Annotated in this window: 13 protein-coding genes; 5 read left to right on the forward strand and 8 right to left on the reverse strand. The window is 60.8% G+C overall.

Annotated features, from left to right (window positions below; all coding sequences use genetic code 11):
* A partial coding sequence (gene csaB / locus NW809_RS04845; protein ID WP_414401645.1) for a polysaccharide pyruvyl transferase CsaB occupies positions 1-1,069 on the reverse strand: 1,069 nt, incomplete at its 3' end.
* Positions 1,070-1,857: 788 nt separating this feature from the next.
* Here csaB and NW809_RS04850 point away from each other — a divergent pair.
* From NW809_RS04850 to NW809_RS04860, 3 genes are all read left to right on the forward strand, one after another.
* The gene (locus NW809_RS04850; protein WP_414401646.1) at positions 1,858-3,840 is read left to right on the forward strand and encodes a transglycosylase domain-containing protein; all 1,983 of its coding nucleotides are present in this window, start codon (positions 1,858-1,860) and stop codon (positions 3,838-3,840) included.
* Positions 3,837-4,217 carry a hypothetical protein gene (locus NW809_RS04855; protein ID WP_414401647.1) on the forward strand — a complete coding sequence of 127 codons (381 nt, stop codon included), beginning with the start codon at positions 3,837-3,839 and terminating at the stop codon, positions 4,215-4,217. The genes NW809_RS04850 and NW809_RS04855 overlap by 4 nt, the downstream gene beginning before the upstream one ends.
* A gap of 189 nt (positions 4,218-4,406) precedes the next feature.
* Positions 4,407-5,006 (forward strand): superoxide dismutase, encoded by a 600-nt coding sequence (locus tag NW809_RS04860; RefSeq protein ID WP_011431628.1) that lies wholly within the window; start codon positions 4,407-4,409, stop codon positions 5,004-5,006.
* A gap of 99 nt (positions 5,007-5,105) precedes the next feature.
* Here the strand turns inward: NW809_RS04860 and NW809_RS04865 are convergent, their stop codons facing one another.
* Positions 5,106-6,698, reverse strand: a complete 1,593-nt coding sequence (locus tag NW809_RS04865; protein ID WP_414401648.1) for a serine/threonine protein kinase — start codon at positions 6,696-6,698, stop codon at positions 5,106-5,108.
* Between the two features lie 261 nt (positions 6,699-6,959).
* Between NW809_RS04865 and NW809_RS04870 the strand changes: the two genes are divergently transcribed.
* Both NW809_RS04870 and glyS read left to right on the forward strand, forming a co-directional pair.
* Positions 6,960-9,038, forward strand: a complete 2,079-nt coding sequence (locus NW809_RS04870; RefSeq protein WP_414401649.1) for a cation:proton antiporter — start codon at positions 6,960-6,962, stop codon at positions 9,036-9,038.
* Between the two features lie 132 nt (positions 9,039-9,170).
* Positions 9,171-11,363, forward strand: a complete 2,193-nt coding sequence (gene glyS / locus NW809_RS04875) for a glycine--tRNA ligase subunit beta (RefSeq protein WP_414401650.1) — start codon at positions 9,171-9,173, stop codon at positions 11,361-11,363.
* A gap of 42 nt (positions 11,364-11,405) precedes the next feature.
* Here the strand turns inward: glyS and NW809_RS04880 are convergent, their stop codons facing one another.
* The 6 genes from NW809_RS04880 to NW809_RS04905 form a co-directional block, all read right to left on the reverse strand.
* A complete protein-coding gene (locus NW809_RS04880; protein ID WP_414401651.1) occupies positions 11,406-12,329 on the reverse strand; it encodes a fructosamine kinase family protein in 924 nt (307 codons plus the stop codon).
* Positions 12,330-12,336: 7 nt separating this feature from the next.
* Positions 12,337-12,789 (reverse strand): hypothetical protein, encoded by a 453-nt coding sequence (locus NW809_RS04885; RefSeq protein WP_011431634.1) that lies wholly within the window; start codon positions 12,787-12,789, stop codon positions 12,337-12,339.
* 112 nt (positions 12,790-12,901) lie between these two features.
* On the reverse strand, positions 12,902-13,447 hold the full coding sequence (locus tag NW809_RS04890; RefSeq protein WP_414401652.1) for a GTP-binding protein: 546 nt from the start codon (positions 13,445-13,447) through the stop codon (positions 12,902-12,904).
* A gap of 56 nt (positions 13,448-13,503) precedes the next feature.
* A complete protein-coding gene (locus NW809_RS04895; RefSeq protein ID WP_011431636.1) occupies positions 13,504-14,058 on the reverse strand; it encodes a protoglobin domain-containing protein in 555 nt (184 codons plus the stop codon).
* Between the two features lie 53 nt (positions 14,059-14,111).
* Positions 14,112-14,480 carry a roadblock/LC7 domain-containing protein gene (locus tag NW809_RS04900; RefSeq protein WP_011431637.1) on the reverse strand — a complete coding sequence of 123 codons (369 nt, stop codon included), beginning with the start codon at positions 14,478-14,480 and terminating at the stop codon, positions 14,112-14,114.
* Between the two features lie 124 nt (positions 14,481-14,604).
* Positions 14,605-15,486, reverse strand: a complete 882-nt coding sequence (locus NW809_RS04905; RefSeq protein ID WP_414401653.1) for a DUF4388 domain-containing protein — start codon at positions 15,484-15,486, stop codon at positions 14,605-14,607.
* Between the last annotated feature and the right edge of the window lie 162 nt (positions 15,487-15,648).

A 15,648-nucleotide genomic window follows, 5' to 3' on the forward strand; every position in this document is an offset into this window, starting at 1 on the left:
GGTCAGGGCCGAGGGCCGGCCCATCGGCATAGCAGGCCAACCAAGCCCGGTGCAAAGCTTCCGGATCCTCTGGGATCGCCTCGAGATCCCAGCCGGGCATGCCCAATTCCTCAAGCAGCGTTGTCACCTTGGGATCGTAGCTGAGGCCAAAGCAGGCACAGCCCTCGGCTGCCGCCATCACCAGGCCGTGGTAGCGCATCACAATTGCCAATTTCACCCCCCGAAAGACCCCCTTTAAAAGATAGGGATCCCGAATTTCCAACACCTGGCTGTGGCCGGGCAAGCGCTGTTGCAGCCGTTGCGCCAAGCGGTAGTCTGGCCCCAGGTCGGGGGATCCAGGCGGAGCCAGTTGGAAGGGCAGCAAAAGCAGATAAGCTCCGGTGGCAGCCTGGAGGCGTCTCAGGCCCTCAGCCAAAATCTCCAATCGCGCTGGAGTGAGCTGGGGATGCTGCCGCAAGACCACGGCAATGCGGGGCTGAGGCCATCTTTCCCACTCCAGCAGGGTTTTGGAGGGCAGGCCCCAAACCGGATCCGGGGCCACCTGATGGGGGATCCCCCAGGCTCGCAGCCATTGAGAAGCAACGGCGTCGCGCACGCTGATGGCTGTACAACCTGCTAGAGCGCGGCGGGCCAGCTCGCGGATCCAGCCCCGCTGCAACGGCCCGATCCCCTGGGCCCAGGCCAAGGTTTTCAGCCCCCGCCGCTGGGCCCAGAGCATCAGTCCCAGGTAGTAGAGGGGGCTGCGCCAACTGGTGCGATCCTGCAGCAGGCTGCCCCCACCCCAGATAAAAGCTTGAGACTGCCTCAGATAGCGCCGCAAAGCCCAGCCATCGAAGCGCGGGCAGGCCAGTACCCCATAGGTGGCAGCCGTTTCCGCGGGGCGAGGAGAGAGCACCACCGGCTGTACAGGGCCGGACAACTGCTGGAGTTGCCGCAGTAGGGCCAGCAACAACGCCTCGTCGCCGGCATTGCCGTAGCCGTGGTAGCCACAGATCAAAACCCGTGGCCCCTGCATCGAGCCGATTTGCTCAGGCAAGTTGCGCCGGGATCCCCAATCAGTAGCAGTCAAGGTTGGTCGAACTCGGCCCGTTGCATCGAGAACCTAATCCAGCCTACAGCTTCCTTCCGGGATCCAGAGCGCTGCCGGCGCAGACATCTCCCTTGCAGCGGAAGGTCTCAGACAGGTCTTCCTTGATGTTCTCCCCACGGCTATAGCTTGCTTCCGCGCAGCGCTCTGCCAGGGGGGGCTTTCTCAGCTTGTGGGATGGCTCCCACTTGCCGAGCTGCCCAGAGCATGCGGTTTGCATCGCAGGGGACGCCGTAACCCCAACTCCCAGACCTATGGCCCGCTTGCGGGAAGGGATGTGGAAACACCCCAGATACTTCCTCTTCTTGCCGCAGTTTCGTATCTCGGCTATTGCTCTAGCCACCTGGCAAGACGCTGCCCTGGATCTTCTGGCCCTGCCAACACTGCCAATGACAAGAGTCCTGGATATCGAGATAGCGCTTCCAGGCGCAAGATCTCAACGCGGTGGGACAGGGATCCCTTTTGCAGAAAAGTTTGCTAAGCAGTTCTAACTGAGTTTTTCGCACGTCGATAACAATCTTGCCGCCCTTCTGGGGCGAGATAGCGGCGAGGCAGCCGCCTGCCCTGCGAAACAGCATGTCGAGATCCGGGCTGGTAGGGAACTGGGGATCCCAGCAGCCAGCAGACAAAGCACTCGGAAACCCCCCACGCTCACCCGGATTTGGCCCACTCAGAGAGGGAAAGGATCCCCTGCCGGCCTAAGAAGCGCCGCCCTATAATGGGTCAGACTTGCGGTCGCTCCGCAACGCTGAAGTGACGGGGTTTTTGAGGTGACCTACGGTCGCAGACCATCGGCCCGCTGGGCTAGGAATTCGGCTTCGCAGCATCCTTACAGCCGCCCCTTTCCGGGGTATGACGAGTATGCCGACGCCGCCCGACCCGCTCGCCCCTCCTGGAGAGCTCAGGCCGCCGCCACGGTGGGCAACCTGTTGCTGGGATCCCTGCTCTTGGGATCTACAGCGACGGCTGCCGGCTTGATGGGGTTGGCCATCAGCTTCCGCAACCTGCCCGATGTGCGTCAATTGCGGAACTACGTGCCGGTGGCCACCACCCACATTGTCGATATCCACGGCGAGCCCATTGCTAGCCTCCACGGGGAAGCCAACCGGGAGGTAATCTCCCTCGAAGAAGTCTCCCCGGAGATGAAGAAAGCGCTGCTGGCTATTGAAGACAGCCATTTCTACACCCACCCCGGCATCAACCCGGTCAGCTTGGGCCGGGCACTCTTGGGCAGCGTCGAGGGGGGATGGGGCTCGGCGGGGGGTGGATCCACCCTGACGATGCAGTTGGTGAAAAACCTTTTTCTAAAGCCGGAGCGCACCCTCAGCCGCAAGGTGGCCGAGATTGTGCTGGCGGTGCGGCTGGAGCAAGTCTTTACCAAAGACGAGATCCTGGAGATGTACCTCAACCAGGTGTACTGGGGGCACAACCTCTACGGCATCCAGGCGGCGGCCCGCAGCTACTTCAACAAAGATGCGGCGGAACTGAACTTGGCGGAAGCAGCGATGTTGGCCGGGATCCTGCCGGCCCCGGAAATCCTCAGCCCCTTTCGCAACCTGGAAGGGGCCAAGCGACGGCAGCGGCTGGTGCTGGATCGCCTGGTGGAGCTGAACTGGGTTACCCCGGAAGAGGCCCAGGCGGCACGGGAGCAAGAATTGACCTTGGGCCGCATCACCTCCTTCCAGAGCAACGCCCCGGCGGTTACCGACGCCATCGAGGCGGAGCTGCGGCGCCGCTACGGCGAACAAGCCCTACTGCAGGGAGGGCTGCGGGTGCAGGCCACCATCGACCTGCGGCTGCAACGCCTGGCAGAGCGCATTGTCAACGAAGATGGGCCCCGCATCGGAGCTGCTCGCCGGGCCGACCAGATGGCCCTGGCGGCGGTGGATCCCCGCACCGGCTATGTCAAGGCCCTGGTGGGCGGCATCAACGCCCAACGGGGCCAATTTAACCGCGCCACCCAAGCCTTTCGCCAAACGGGATCCACCTTTAAGCCCTATGTGTACTACGCGGCTCTGGCTACCGGCCGCTACGGGCCCAACAGCATCCTCTACGACACTCCCATCACCTATCCTGGCTCGCCTCCCTACAGCCCGAAAAACTACGACAACACCTTCTACGGCCCCCTCACCTTTGCCCGCGCCTTGGAGCTCTCCCGCAACGTGCCCACCGTCAAGCTGGCAGATGAAGTCGGGATCCGCAACGTCATTGCGGCAGCCCAGGCCACGGGCATCAGTGCCGAGATGTTTCCCAACTTGGCCACGGCCCTGGGCTCGGCCAGCGTCAGCCCCCTGGAAATGGCCGCCAGCTATGCGGTGTTTGCCAATGGCGGCTACCGGGTGGAGCCAACTCTCTTGGCTCAGGTGGTGGATCGCAACGGTCAGATTCTCTTCGAGGCCAAGCCCCAGCCGCAGCGGGTTTTGGATCCCTGGGCGGTGGCCACCCTCAACCAGATCCTCAAGGGGGTGGTGACCCAGGGCACGGGGACGGCGGCCCGTCTGGACGATGGGCGCCCGGTGGCCGGCAAAACCGGCACCACTTCCGATTTTCGCGACGCCTGGTTCATCGGCTATGTGCCGCAACTGTCCACCGCCATTTGGATCGGCAACGACAACAACTCCCCTATGTTGCCGGGCACGGCAGGAGGCGCCTTTGTCGCCCCCACCTGGAAGCGCTTCATGAGCGAGGCCCTGCAAGGGATCCCACCCCAAGACTTCCCCAGCCCCCAGCAATTTCTTCCCCCCCGGCCATGAGCAATAGCGAGGAGCGGCTGGCGCGCATCGAGCGCGCCGTCGAGGCCAACGCCCAGGCCATCGCCCAACTGACCCGGCAAAACCAAGAGGTGCTGCAGACCATTGCCGGCACCGAGGAGCGCATTGCCAAGGCTGAGGAGCGCATCGCCAAAGCTGAGGAACGCATCGCCAACGCCGAGGAGCGCGTCGCCAGGGCTGAGGAACGCCTGGAGGCCGAGGTCAAACGCTGGGACGAGCGGTTTTTCCAGCTCAGCCGCGACACCCTTAACTTCACCCGCAATGTGGTGACTGTTGCCGCCATCACCGCCGTTTTGATCCCGCTGCTGCGGGATGTCGCCCCCTTGCTGATCGAGCTGCTGCGGCAGGGATCCTGTTAGCTCTAGCCCCCTGCTTGGAGAGGAGGGGACGGTCTCAGCCTGCACGGAAATGGCGAGGGGATCCCAAAGCGTAATCATTCTGAGTTACACTAAGACTGCAAAGAAAGGTAACGCCGTTGTCCGATTTATCTTTGCCTTCGCTGCGTCCTTTCTTGCATTCTTTGCACAAGACACAGAGGACAGACGATTATGGCTTTTGAACTCCCGGCTCTGCCCTACCCTGCCGACGCCCTCAAGCCCTATATGTCGGCGGAAACCTTCTCCTACCACCACGGCAAGCACCACGCCGCCTACGTGGCCAACCTAAACAAGCTGATCGAAGGCACCGAGCTGGCCAATAAGTCGCTAGAAGAAATTATCAAGACCACGTTTGGGGATCCCGACAAAGTGGGCATCTTCAACAATGCCGCCCAGGTCTGGAACCACACCTTTTTCTGGGAATCCATGAAGCCAGGTGGGGGCGGCGCGCCGACGGGGCCCATCGCCGACAAGATCAACGCCGATTTTGGCGGCTACGACAAGTTTGTCGAGGCCTTCAAAACGGCGGCGGCCACCCAGTTTGGCAGCGGCTGGGCCTGGCTGGTGCTGGACAACGGCACCCTCAAGGTTACCAAAACCCCCAACGCCGAAAACCCGCTGGTGCACGGCCAAGTGCCCCTGCTCACTTTGGATGTCTGGGAGCACGCCTACTACCTGGACTACCAAAACCGGCGGCCCGACTTCATCAGCGCCTACCTGGAGCACCTAGTGAACTGGGATGCCGCCAATGCCCGGCTGGCTGCTGCCTGACTGACTCTCTTCTGGGATCCTCTGACGGGGGATCCCATCGAGGACTAGCCTTGCCCAGCTCTTTGCTAGGGGATCCTCAGGGATCCCTTTTTTTTCGGCCTAGTCCTTCCCCAAGCGTTCCCGCTCTTCGCGCAGGCGTTCCAGGAAACTGGGCGTGGGGTTTTGGGCAGGGGTGGGGGAGGCAGCAGGAGGAGCGGCCCGATTGATGGGGGGAAACAAGGGTTGGTTGATGGGCTGTGGGGGGAGAGGCTTGGCTGGGACACGAGCTGGAGAAGGTGGAGCAGCGGGTGTGGGCACTGCAACCGGTCGGGGCGGGGGCGCAGCGGGGACAGGGGTGGGTGGGGGGGGCGGCGAAGTGGGCGGGGGTGCTGGGGCGGTTGCCGGTGTGGGCGTGGGTTCGGGTTGAGGAGGGTCTTGAGGGTTGTCCCGAGCCGGATCCGGATCATCTTCAAACGCTGGCTCACCCGCTGGATCCCGCAGCAGCCAGTCCAGCAGCGGCTCCGGGATGGCTTGCTGCCCATCGGTGGCAGGGGGCAGCGGAACGGCAGGCGGTCTCTCCATGCCTGTGCCCGGATCCAAGAGCAGACGCAGGCCCCAAAAAGTGCTCCCGGCAATGGCGGCCAAAAGGGCTATCCCTCCCCAAAGGGGGAGCGGCCTACCTTTGGGCTCCGGCTGGGCGCTGAGCCGATGGGCGCCTTCCTGATCATCGAGGGCTGCCAGGGTGCGCTCGGAAAAGGGCGAGGTTGTTGGAGGGGGGGTGAGGGCAGAGCCGGCGCTGCTGTCAGATTGCAGGGATCCCTCCAATTGGTCGCTGAGGAGCTTCATATTCGGGGGCCGCTGGCCGGGATCTTTAGCCAGACAAGCAAGCACCACTTCCTCCAGCGCCGGCGGGATCTCATGGGGCAACTGGGAGCGGTCGAAGGGCCGAGGCTGTTGGTAATTGTGGGCCTCGTACCAACCGGGAAAAGAATCGGTCTTCGGTTTTAGGGGGTGTTGACCGGTCAGCATGCGGTAGAGCACCACGCCGAACGAGTAGATATCGGAGCGGGGATCCAGTTCCTCGCCGCGCACCTGTTCGGGAGAGGCGTAGCGCACTGTGCCCAAAAAGCCGGTGGTTTGGGTGCCGAGGGCCAGGGAAACATCGCTGAGCAGCTTGGCAATGCCGAAATCCAGGATCTTGACCGTCTCCCCCAGGGTCTCATCTTTCAAGACAAAGAGATTGCTGGGCTTGATGTCGCGATGGATCACCCCCTTGATGAGGTGGCCATCTTGCTCGGTCTCCAAGTTGTGGGCGTAGTAGAGGCCAGCACACACCTGGCGGGCGATCTTCACCACCTGTTGCGGCGGCAGCAGCGGCTGCTTGAGCAGCAGTTCTCCCAAGCTGCGCCCCGTCAGGTATTCCATCACCAGATAGGGTTGGTTGTTCTCCAGGCCGTAATCCAGCACCTTGACAATGGCCGGGTGCTCCCCCAGCAGCGTGCTGATGCGAATTTCCTGCTGAAAGCGCTTGAGCAAGTGACGACGGGTGTTTTCATCGCCTGCCAAGTTCTGGTGCAACAGCTTCACCGCCACCGGGCGATTGAACAGGCGGGTATCCACAGCCTTGAACACCTGCCCCATGCCCCCTGCCGCAATGCTCTGAACCAGTTGATAGCGCTGACCGATCACTTTTCCAGGAGCAAGCTGGTTCATAAGCGGCCCAAGAGCATGTACCCTCCGATTTTAATGGGTGTCTCTCGAAAGTTTCTCTCGCCTCTTTGCGGGCGCCACCGCCAGGCTGTCTTCATTCCCAGCGTGTTTTTGATGTATTTTGAATGCTTGTTAAACGTCCTGTCGGAGATTGAAGACTGGACGAAGGCTGCGAGCGATGGGGAGCTATCTGGATCTGGATGAATCTGATAGACTCAGGCGGGCGCTTTGCCGAGTCTCTGCGTTGGTGTCTGTCGGGTATTTATGCGAGCTAGCTGGCTGCAAATCTCAGGGATCCCTCTGGCCACGCTCGGCCCGGTGAAAAACCCGGTGCTGGTGTTCCTGATCATCCTGACGATCATGCTGGTGGCGCCGCTGCTGTTTGAGCGGCTGCGCCTGCCGGGGATCATCGGCCTGATCTTGGCCGGCTTGGTGGTGGGGCCCTACGGCTTGGGCATCCTGCAGCGGGACGAGACCATCGTCTTATTGGGCACCGTGGGGCTGCTGTTTCTCATGTTCATGGCCGGGCTGGAGACCAGCCTGGAGGATCTGAAGCTAAATGCCTGGAAGGCCAGCATCTTTGGGGCGCTCACCTTTCTGTTGCCAATGGTGATCGGCACGGCGGCCATGCTGGCTTTGGGGTATGGCTTTTTGGCGGCGGTGCTGGTGGCCTCGTGTTTTGCCTCCCATACCCTCATCGCCCTGCCGATCGTCTCCAAGTTGGGCCTGATGCGCTTGCAGACGGTGACGGCCACCTTGGGGGCGACGCTAATTACCAATGTCTTGGCGTTGTTGGTGCTGGCGGTGGTGGTGCGCGCCCACCAAGGCGAGCTGACGCTGCAATTTTGGCTGACGCTGATCCCCTCGATTGCCCTCTACACCTTGACCACCCTCTGGGGGGTGCCCAAGCTGGGCGGTTGGTTTTTCCGGCGCTTTGGCCACGACGAGGGGGCAGAGTTTACCTTTGTGATTGCCACCTTGTTCGTGGTGGCCTACGGAGCGGGGTTGATCGGCATTGAGCCGGTGGTGGGCGCCTTTTTGGCCGGGACGGCCATCACCCCCATCATCCCCCAGCTCAGCCCCCTCATGAACCGCATTCAGTTTATCGGCAACACGTTGTTTGTGCCGTTTTTCTTGATCTCGGTGGGGATGCTGATCAATCCCGGCATCCTCTTCGGCGAGCCGCGCACGCTGCTGGTGGGCGGGGTGATGATCGCAGCGGAGGTGGTGAGCAAGTTTCTGGCCGCTTGGATCCCGGCCCAACTGTTTGGCTGGCGCTTTGCCAGCACGATGATCATGTTCGGTTTGTCGATGGCTCAGGCGGCGGCTACCCTGGCGGCGATCACGGTGGCTTTTCAGGTGGAGTTGGTGGATGAGCTGACGGTGAACGGCACCATCGCCATGATCCTGGTTACCTGCATTGCCTCGCCTTGGATCGTGGCCCGCTGGGGCGAGCAACTCCAGCCTGCGGAGGTGGCGGCAGAAGCCGGCGACTTGCCCAAACCGGCCTGGGGATCCCGCGTCTTGGTGCCGGTGGCCAACCCCGATACCGAAAGCAACCTGCTGCGGTTGGCGTTGATTTTGGTCAAAAAAGAAGGGGGGACGCTGCTGCCGCTGCACGTCTTGTCTGACCGCGCCGGGATCTCGCCGGCAGCTTTGGCCCGGCAAGAGCAATTGTTGACCTTTGCCGAAGCTCTGGCCCACAGCGCCGTGGCCCGAGTGGAAGCCATTCGCCGGGTGGATGACTCGGTGGAAAAAGGGATCGTTCGCTCGGCAGCAGAACGGCAGGCGACCTTGGTGATCCTGGGCTGGAAGGGCTACTCCACCTATGCGGAGAATTTCTTCGGCAGCGTCATCGATGCGGTGGTGCGCCAGGTGGGGATCCCGGTGTTGATTACACGGTTTCCCGTCCCGATCGAGACGACACAGCGCATCCTCTTGGCAGCCCCCGAGTTGGAAGTGTCTTCCGGATCCCTGCAGCAGACAATTGGGCTGGCGCAGGCGCTGGCCGGGGAGTTGAAGGCGGCGCTGCAGATTCTCTTGGTGCAAACCCAACCGCCGCGAGAGCGCTCCCCCGCCCTGGCCCCAGAAAGCCCCGCCCATCTGCCGCTCCAGCGGGTGCAAGGGGGCCTGGTGGCCGAGGTGCTCAAAGCGCTGCGGCCGGGGGATGTGCTGATATTGATCCCCAGCGAAGCCCGCAGCCGCTCCCGTCTGGGCCGCGAGCCGGAGATCATCGCCCGCAGCCGGCCTAGCCTTTCTATTATCGTGGTGCACCTGCCAAGGGATCCGGCTCACCCCTTGCGCCAGGGAGATCGAGTTCTTGATGATATGGAGTCAACTTAGCGGGGATTGCCATCCAACTCTTGTCCAAGCTGGTCTAAACTCTTAAACTGCTAAACTGCGCTCCAGCTCTCCTGGTAAACTGAGAGCTTTGAGGCTAGAAAAAGCAACAAAAATTGTTATCGATAGGGTTATATGGTGGCCTATTTGCTGGAAGTCGGCTGTGAGGAGCTGCCGGCCAGTTTTGTCGATTCGGCTCTAGAGCAGTGGCGAACAGGGATCCCGGCCTCTTTGGCAGAGGCCCATCTGCAGGCCGAGGAGATGCAGCTTTTCGGCACGCCACGCCGCCTGGCGGTTCTGTTGCAGGGGTTGCCCACCCAGCAGCCGGATCGCGTCCTAGAGGTGAAGGGGCCGCCAGTGCAGGTGGCCTACCAAGATGGCCGGCTCACCCCCGCCGGGGAAAAATTTGCCCAAAAACAGGGGGTGGATCCCGCTAGCCTGGAGATCCGGCAGGTGGGCAAGGGATCCTTTGTCTTTGCCGTGCAGCGGGTGCGGGGCCGACCGACGGCGGCGGTGCTCCAGGAATTGGCGCCCACCTGGATCACCTCCTTGAGCGGCAAGCGGCTGATGCGCTGGGGCTACGGGGAGTTCAAGTTTCCCCGCCCCATCCGCTGGCTGGTCTCCCTCTGGGACGATCAGGTGCTGCCTCTGCTCTGGCCTACCCCTGACGGCAATCCTCCGTCAGGCTTAGTGGCTGGTCGGGTAAGCCGTGGCCACCGCGTCTTGGGATCCCAGCAGGTTGTCCTGGAGCGGGCCGAGAGCTATGTTCAGCAAATGCAAGCGGCCGGGGTCAGCCCCGATCCGGCGGCGCGGGCAGCGCACATCCAGGCGGAGGTGGCCAAGCTGGCCAGGCAGGTGAACGGGCAAGCGCAGATCCCTTCCTCTCTGCTGCGGGAGGTGGTGCAGTTGGTGGAGTGGCCGACGGCGGTTCTGGGGCGCTTTGAGCCGGAGTTTTTGCGATTGCCCGTGGCGGTGATCGAGACGGTGATGATCACCCACCAGCGCTACTTCCCAGTGCGGGATGGGCGGGATCCCGGAAAACTGCTGCCCTACTTCATCACCATCTCCAACGGCGACCCCCGGCAAGCAGAGCGGATTGCAGCAGGCAACAGCCGGGTGGTGCGGGCACGCCTGGCCGATGCTCGCTTTTTCTACGAGGAGGATCGGCGGATCCCGTTGGCCCAGCGGGTGGAACGCCTGCAGGCAGTTACCTTTGCCGAAGGGCTGGGATCCATGCGCGACAAGGTGGAGCGCATCCGCCAAATTAGCCGTCTCATCGCCGCTGCCTTGAAGTTGGATCCGCAGGAGCAGGCGCTGGTGGATCGCACCGCTTACCTGTGCAAGGCGGATCTGGTGACCCAGATGGTGTACGAGTTTCCCGAGCTGCAGGGGATCATGGGCGCCGAGTACGCCCGGCAGGATGGGGAACCGGAGGCGGTGGCGGAGGGGATCGAACAACACTACTGGCCCCTGGGGGCAGGGGAGGCCTTGCCCGCCTCTTTAACCGGACGGGTGGTGGGCTGGGCGGATCGCCTCGATACCCTGGTGGGCATGTTTCGCTTGGGGCAGATCCCTACTGGTTCTTCGGATCGCTTTGCCCTGCGGCGGGCCGCCAACAGCCTGGTGTTGATTGCCTGGGATGCCGGCTGGACCTTTGACTTCAACTCCCTGTTGCAGAGGGTGGTGCAGGACTACGCGGCAGGCGACGAGAAGACCTTGAAGGCTTTGCAGGAGTTTTTGCTGCAGCGGCTGCAAATCCTTCTGCAGGAGGAAAAGCGGATTGATTACGACCTGGTCAGGGCAGTGGTTGGGGATCCAGAAGCGCTGCAAGAGGGGGAGCCAGCAAAGTCCGACCTCCCTCGGCGAGCCTTAGCCAACCTGCCCCTCACCCTGCTGCGGGCTGAGTACCTGCAACACCTGCGAGCCACCGGGGAATTGGCGGATCTCTACCCCACCCTCAATCGCTGTGCCCGCCTGGCCGCCCAGGGAGACTTGGACAGCGCCGTGCTGGATCCGGCAGCGGCTGTGGATGCCGACCTGTTGCAGGAGGCGGCAGAACGGGAGCTGTACGAGGCTTGCCAGAGGGTTTACCGCCTGGGGGTGGAGCCAGCCCTCCAAGGAGACTTTACCCCACTGGTGGAGGGCCTGCAGGCAGCAGCCCCCGCAGTGGATCGTTTTTTCGAGGCGGTTTTGGTCATGGATCCGGATCCCAGGCTGCGGGCCAACCGGCTGAACCTGTTGGGGGTATTGCGCAACCAGTCCCGTTTGCTGGGAGATATGGGAGCTGTGGTCATGGCAGGAGAGGCTGCGCCAGCAAAGAGCCACTAAGGAACCAGTAACTGGGCGCAATCATCCTTGGGGGCGGGAGATTCATCCAAGAAAGCTTAAGCATTGCTGCAAGGCCCGCTGCACTGAGCCCAGGTAGCCCTCTCCAAACAAGTTGAGATGGTTGAGCCAGTGGTAGAGCTGGTAGAGGGGCTTGCGCTGGCAATACCCCTCGTCCAGGGGATAGGCCTCTTGATAAGCCCGGTAGAACTCTGCCGGGAAGCCGCCAAAAAGCTCGGTCATCGCCAAATCCGTCTCCCGATCCCCGTAGTAGGTGGCTGGGTCAAAAATCACCGGCGAGCCGTCGGGCAAGGCGCCGTAGTTGCCGCCCCAGAGATCCCCGTGCAGCAGAGACGGGACGGGTCGGTAGTCCAGAAAGAAAGTCTCTAGCTCCGCCATTACCCGCTCGGCTTGCGCCACCCATGCGCCGCGGTAACCCCGCTGACAAGCCAGCTTGACCTGGTAGAGCAGTCGCTGTTCCCGGTAGAAGTCCAGCCAGTTCTGTCGCCAACTGTTGATCTGCGGCGTCGAGCCGATGGTGTTGTTGCGATCCCAGCCGTAGTGGCCGTTGGGGGAGAGCGTGCGGTGTAACTGGGCCAACTGGGATCCCAGCAAACTTCCCGTTTGGGGGCGGGGCGAACTCAGCTCCAGGTATTCCAGCACCAGGTAAGCCTGCCCATCCAAGGATCCCCAGGCAATCGGCTGTGGCACCCGCACGGCATTGGCCGCCGCCAAGGTTTGCAGGCCCGCCGCCTCTGCTGCAAACATCTCCAGCGCTCTTTCTCCTCCCCCCGCCACCTTGACAAAGTAGTCCCGTCTTTCCTGGCCAGAAGAAGCCTGAAGCACACAGGAAAGCTGGTAGGCGGCGTTGATGCTGCCCCCGCCCCGGGGACGGTAGTGTAGAGGATGCAAGGGATCCCCTGTGATTTCAGAAAGGTGCTGAGCGACGGCCTGCCAAAAGTTCTGCATCAGTACCCTATTTTCCTTCCGTGGGCGTCGCTGCCTCAGGATCTAAAACAGCTCCTGCCCCGTAGGAGTCGATGTCAACCGCTTGGGATCCCCCCACCGCCAACAGCTCCATCAGGGATCCCAGCCGCCACCAGATCAATCCTGCTGTGCTGAAGACAAGGATCCCGCCCACCAGAGCAGCCAAGCCCAAAGATAGGCCAAACACGTTCAAACAGGCAGCCACAAAGCCGAAGGTAAACACACAGCAGAGAGTATAGGTGAGGATCACCCCCGGCGTGCGGTAGCGAATCTGCCCCTGGCTCTCTCGGTTCTGCTGCCAAAGAGCTACCTGGTACTCCAACTTGTCTTTAAAGATGATGCCGAAAATAACCGCGAAGAAGCTGAGCAGGGCAATGGCCGAGTAGATAGGGGGGTTGACAAAGCTACGGGAAAACTCGCCGCCAGCGTAAAGAGACTCCATGAAGCTTACCTGATCCCAGTCCTCCTTAGCTTAACATTTCTTAGCATCTTCTGCTGCGGAGTCAGCATCTAAGAGAAATCGGAGCAGGTCGAGCCGTCTCAGCTACCCCCTCTCAGACAACCACCTGGGGCATCAGTTGCTCAACCAATAGGAGCAGCGTGTTGGCCACAGAAGCCGGCTCTTGAGCATTTAAGGTCGTGTGGGGAATTGAGCCGTCTTGGTTGTTCAGGATCAGCAAAATGTCTTCCGGATCCCAGGCATTGGGGTGATCGACATGGGTGATCCCAATAACTGAGGGAGCACGGGTTCTGGACCTCATAAAGGCTTGAATGGCCTGGGCATTGCGAAACTGGCCAGGCAGGTGGGCAGGCACCAGAAGAACGTAGCCATGAGCGCGCTGGATTAAAATATCCCACATAAAGCTGAAGCGGGCCTGGCCGGGGGTGCCGTAGAGATGCAGCCACATCTCTTCTTCCTCTTCTCCGATCCTCAGGCGGCCAAAGTCCATGCTGACCGTTGTGCTCTGCTTCAGCTCTGCCACCTCATCGGTGGCCTTGCGATCTGTATCGACCACTTCGATCTCACTAATGGTGCGGATAAAAGTGGACTTTCCAGCCCCCACCGGCCCGGTTACGACGATGCGGAGAATGTTGTCCATAGTCAGCCCCTGCCCTAAACCCCTAGCCTAAATCTGCCCCTAGAGCCCTTGCCGAATTAAGAAGCTAAGTTGCTGGCGCCGGTGGCAATAAGACGCTTAAACAACGCCTCGCTCATGCCCGTTTCCTGCTGCACAGCGTTGTAAGCCACCTCCAGATAGGCTTGCTCGATAAAGGAGAGATCGATCATGCAGACCTTGCTCAGGCTCATCCGCAGTTGCTCGGGCTTGCCCTCTTTGACCAGCCGGCGGCTCACCTCCTGCACAACCGTGGCCATGGCCGGCACCACGTGTTGAGGGCCAATGCCAACGCGCACATGAACTAGGCCAATTTTCCAGCGGCGCTCGGCGTACTGGGGGCCCCAGTTGTCCATGCCTGTAAACATTTCCTTAAACCAGTCCGTAAAAGTCTGGCCCAGCCGTTGCCGGTTGTGCTTAGCAATAACAGCTGCCATCTCAGCATCGCGATCCAAATAGCCGTAAAAGGCATCCGACATTTCTGTGGCGATGCTGCTGCCCCAGTCGGCACTTTGCTGCAAAATCTTCCTGTCTTCGTCTGTAAATTCGGTGCGCGAGATCAAGACTTGCAGCAGCTCCAAAGGTTTGATAGTCATAGTTCCCTCAAAATCAAGCGAAAACCAAAACCCAGCTTCCCTGCTTAGCTTGCCTACTTCATCGCTTCTGCAATGCTTGCGGCCACTCGCTTCATTTCCAAAAAGAGCAAGCCTTGCTTAACTTCATGGCTGGCTAGCGTCAGCAAAACGGCGTCAGGTCCGCAACTGGTTAAAACGCCGTACCCTTTTTCTCCCTGCACAAAAATTCTCTCTATGGCTCCGCGGCTCAGCTCTTTCCCAATTCGTTCCCCCAGAGAAAGCATAGCCGCCGACATGGCCGATGCCCTTTCTTCGTCCATGCCTGCCGGCAATGCAGAGGCCAGAGGCAAGCCATCTGGCGTGACCACTGCTGCTCCTTGAACTTCCGGCGTGCTGGAAACGTAATTCTGGAGAATTGCTTGCAAAGAGGATAAATTAGCCATCCTTTCTCTCCCTGCTTTCAAGACTTTTTGTCATTTTTTCTCGTATCTATTTGCTGATACTTCTATCTGCTGTAGAAATAGTACTGCAAAGATCTGCCAGAAGATCTCCTCGCTCAAAAATCTCTCACTTATCCCGAACCCCCCTCAGCAAAGTAGCCAGCCGCGAGACGAGGGAGGGCTTAACCCGGTCGCTTCCCTGTGAGAAAGAGGGTAGTTTGGTGCTCGGCTTTTCCTTCGCAGCTTCCAAGCTTTCTGCCACCGCCGTCAACTTGTCCGAAACCAGCAAAGAGGGAACAATGGCCGTTGGGCCATCACAGGGGCTGATGAGCCCCAGCTTGGCCAGGCGAGCACAGGCATAGCGAACTTCCAGAAGATCTGCACCCAACGCCCGGGCCACGTCAGTTAGCCTGCGCGAAGGCGAAACCTGCTCTAGGATCCCCCACTCCAAGGCAGAGAGCTTGTACAAGGGCAGCTCGGTGCTGGTGCGCCAGAAGTAGCTGTCCGGCTGCGGCAGACTTTCTTCAGGACGCTGGTCCAGCTTGAGCTGCTGCAGCGCTTCCAAAACCACGGCACTGGCACCCTTGCTCAGGCCGGTCATCTCGCGATAGGGCAGGCGCACACTAGGCAAGAAGCTGAACTGGCCCGCTTCCAGGGCAAACAAGCTGTAGAGACCTACCTGCAGTTGGTGGCGAAAGAGCTTGGCCAAAGCCACAGGCGAAATTAACCCCTGCCGCTGCAGACACCGCCCCAGCGGCTCTTCCGGGCCACAGAAAGAGGCCAGCTTTTCCACCACCCGCTCGCTAACCAGGCCGGAGCGGGCCAGCAAACCCTCCAAGCGATGTTCCTCTTCGGGGGGCAGAGCTGCAATCACCCGACCTTGGTAAAACCAGATTTTGTAGATGCCGTTTGGGGCCCAGACGGAAAGTTGACCTGTTTTGCTGCCTTTTTCGATGAGCTGCAACAGATCGGGAAGGGAAAATTCTTGGAGGTCTCCAACGATAGCCATGGCAATTCTTTAGCCTCCATTAAGTTGAATATTGGCGCTTTCAGGGATCCTCACGGACACCACCATTCTCATTCCCTGATTCCCTGTCAACAACCGTGTAGCGACGGCAAAGCCATCTTCGCTCAAGTACTCAACCTGGCAGCAATTCTACTGATGAACGAT

Source organism: Synechococcus sp. WC101 (genome assembly GCF_047461555.1).
In the GTDB taxonomy this organism is placed as follows: domain Bacteria; phylum Cyanobacteriota; class Cyanobacteriia; order Thermostichales; family Thermostichaceae; genus Thermostichus.

What these genes read in the sequence shown, in the direction of transcription:
- NW809_RS04855 (WP_414401647.1), top strand. Translation starts at nt 3,837, where the DNA reads ATGAGCAATAGCGAGGAGCGGCTGGCGCGCATCGAGCGCGCCGTCGAG.
- NW809_RS04860 (WP_011431628.1), top strand. Translation starts at nt 4,407, where the DNA reads ATGGCTTTTGAACTCCCGGCTCTGCCCTACCCTGCCGACGCCCTCAAG.
- NW809_RS04865 (WP_414401648.1), bottom strand. Translation starts at nt 6,698, where the DNA reads ATGAACCAGCTTGCTCCTGGAAAAGTGATCGGTCAGCGCTATCAACTG.
- NW809_RS04870 (WP_414401649.1), top strand. Translation starts at nt 6,960, where the DNA reads ATGCGAGCTAGCTGGCTGCAAATCTCAGGGATCCCTCTGGCCACGCTC.
- glyS (WP_414401650.1), top strand. Translation starts at nt 9,171, where the DNA reads ATGGTGGCCTATTTGCTGGAAGTCGGCTGTGAGGAGCTGCCGGCCAGT.
- NW809_RS04880 (WP_414401651.1), bottom strand. Translation starts at nt 12,329, where the DNA reads ATGCAGAACTTTTGGCAGGCCGTCGCTCAGCACCTTTCTGAAATCACA.
- NW809_RS04885 (WP_011431634.1), bottom strand. Translation starts at nt 12,789, where the DNA reads ATGGAGTCTCTTTACGCTGGCGGCGAGTTTTCCCGTAGCTTTGTCAAC.
- NW809_RS04890 (WP_414401652.1), bottom strand. Translation starts at nt 13,447, where the DNA reads ATGGACAACATTCTCCGCATCGTCGTAACCGGGCCGGTGGGGGCTGGA.
- NW809_RS04895 (WP_011431636.1), bottom strand. Translation starts at nt 14,058, where the DNA reads ATGACTATCAAACCTTTGGAGCTGCTGCAAGTCTTGATCTCGCGCACC.
- NW809_RS04900 (WP_011431637.1), bottom strand. Translation starts at nt 14,480, where the DNA reads ATGGCTAATTTATCCTCTTTGCAAGCAATTCTCCAGAATTACGTTTCC.
- NW809_RS04905 (WP_414401653.1), bottom strand. Translation starts at nt 15,486, where the DNA reads ATGGCTATCGTTGGAGACCTCCAAGAATTTTCCCTTCCCGATCTGTTG.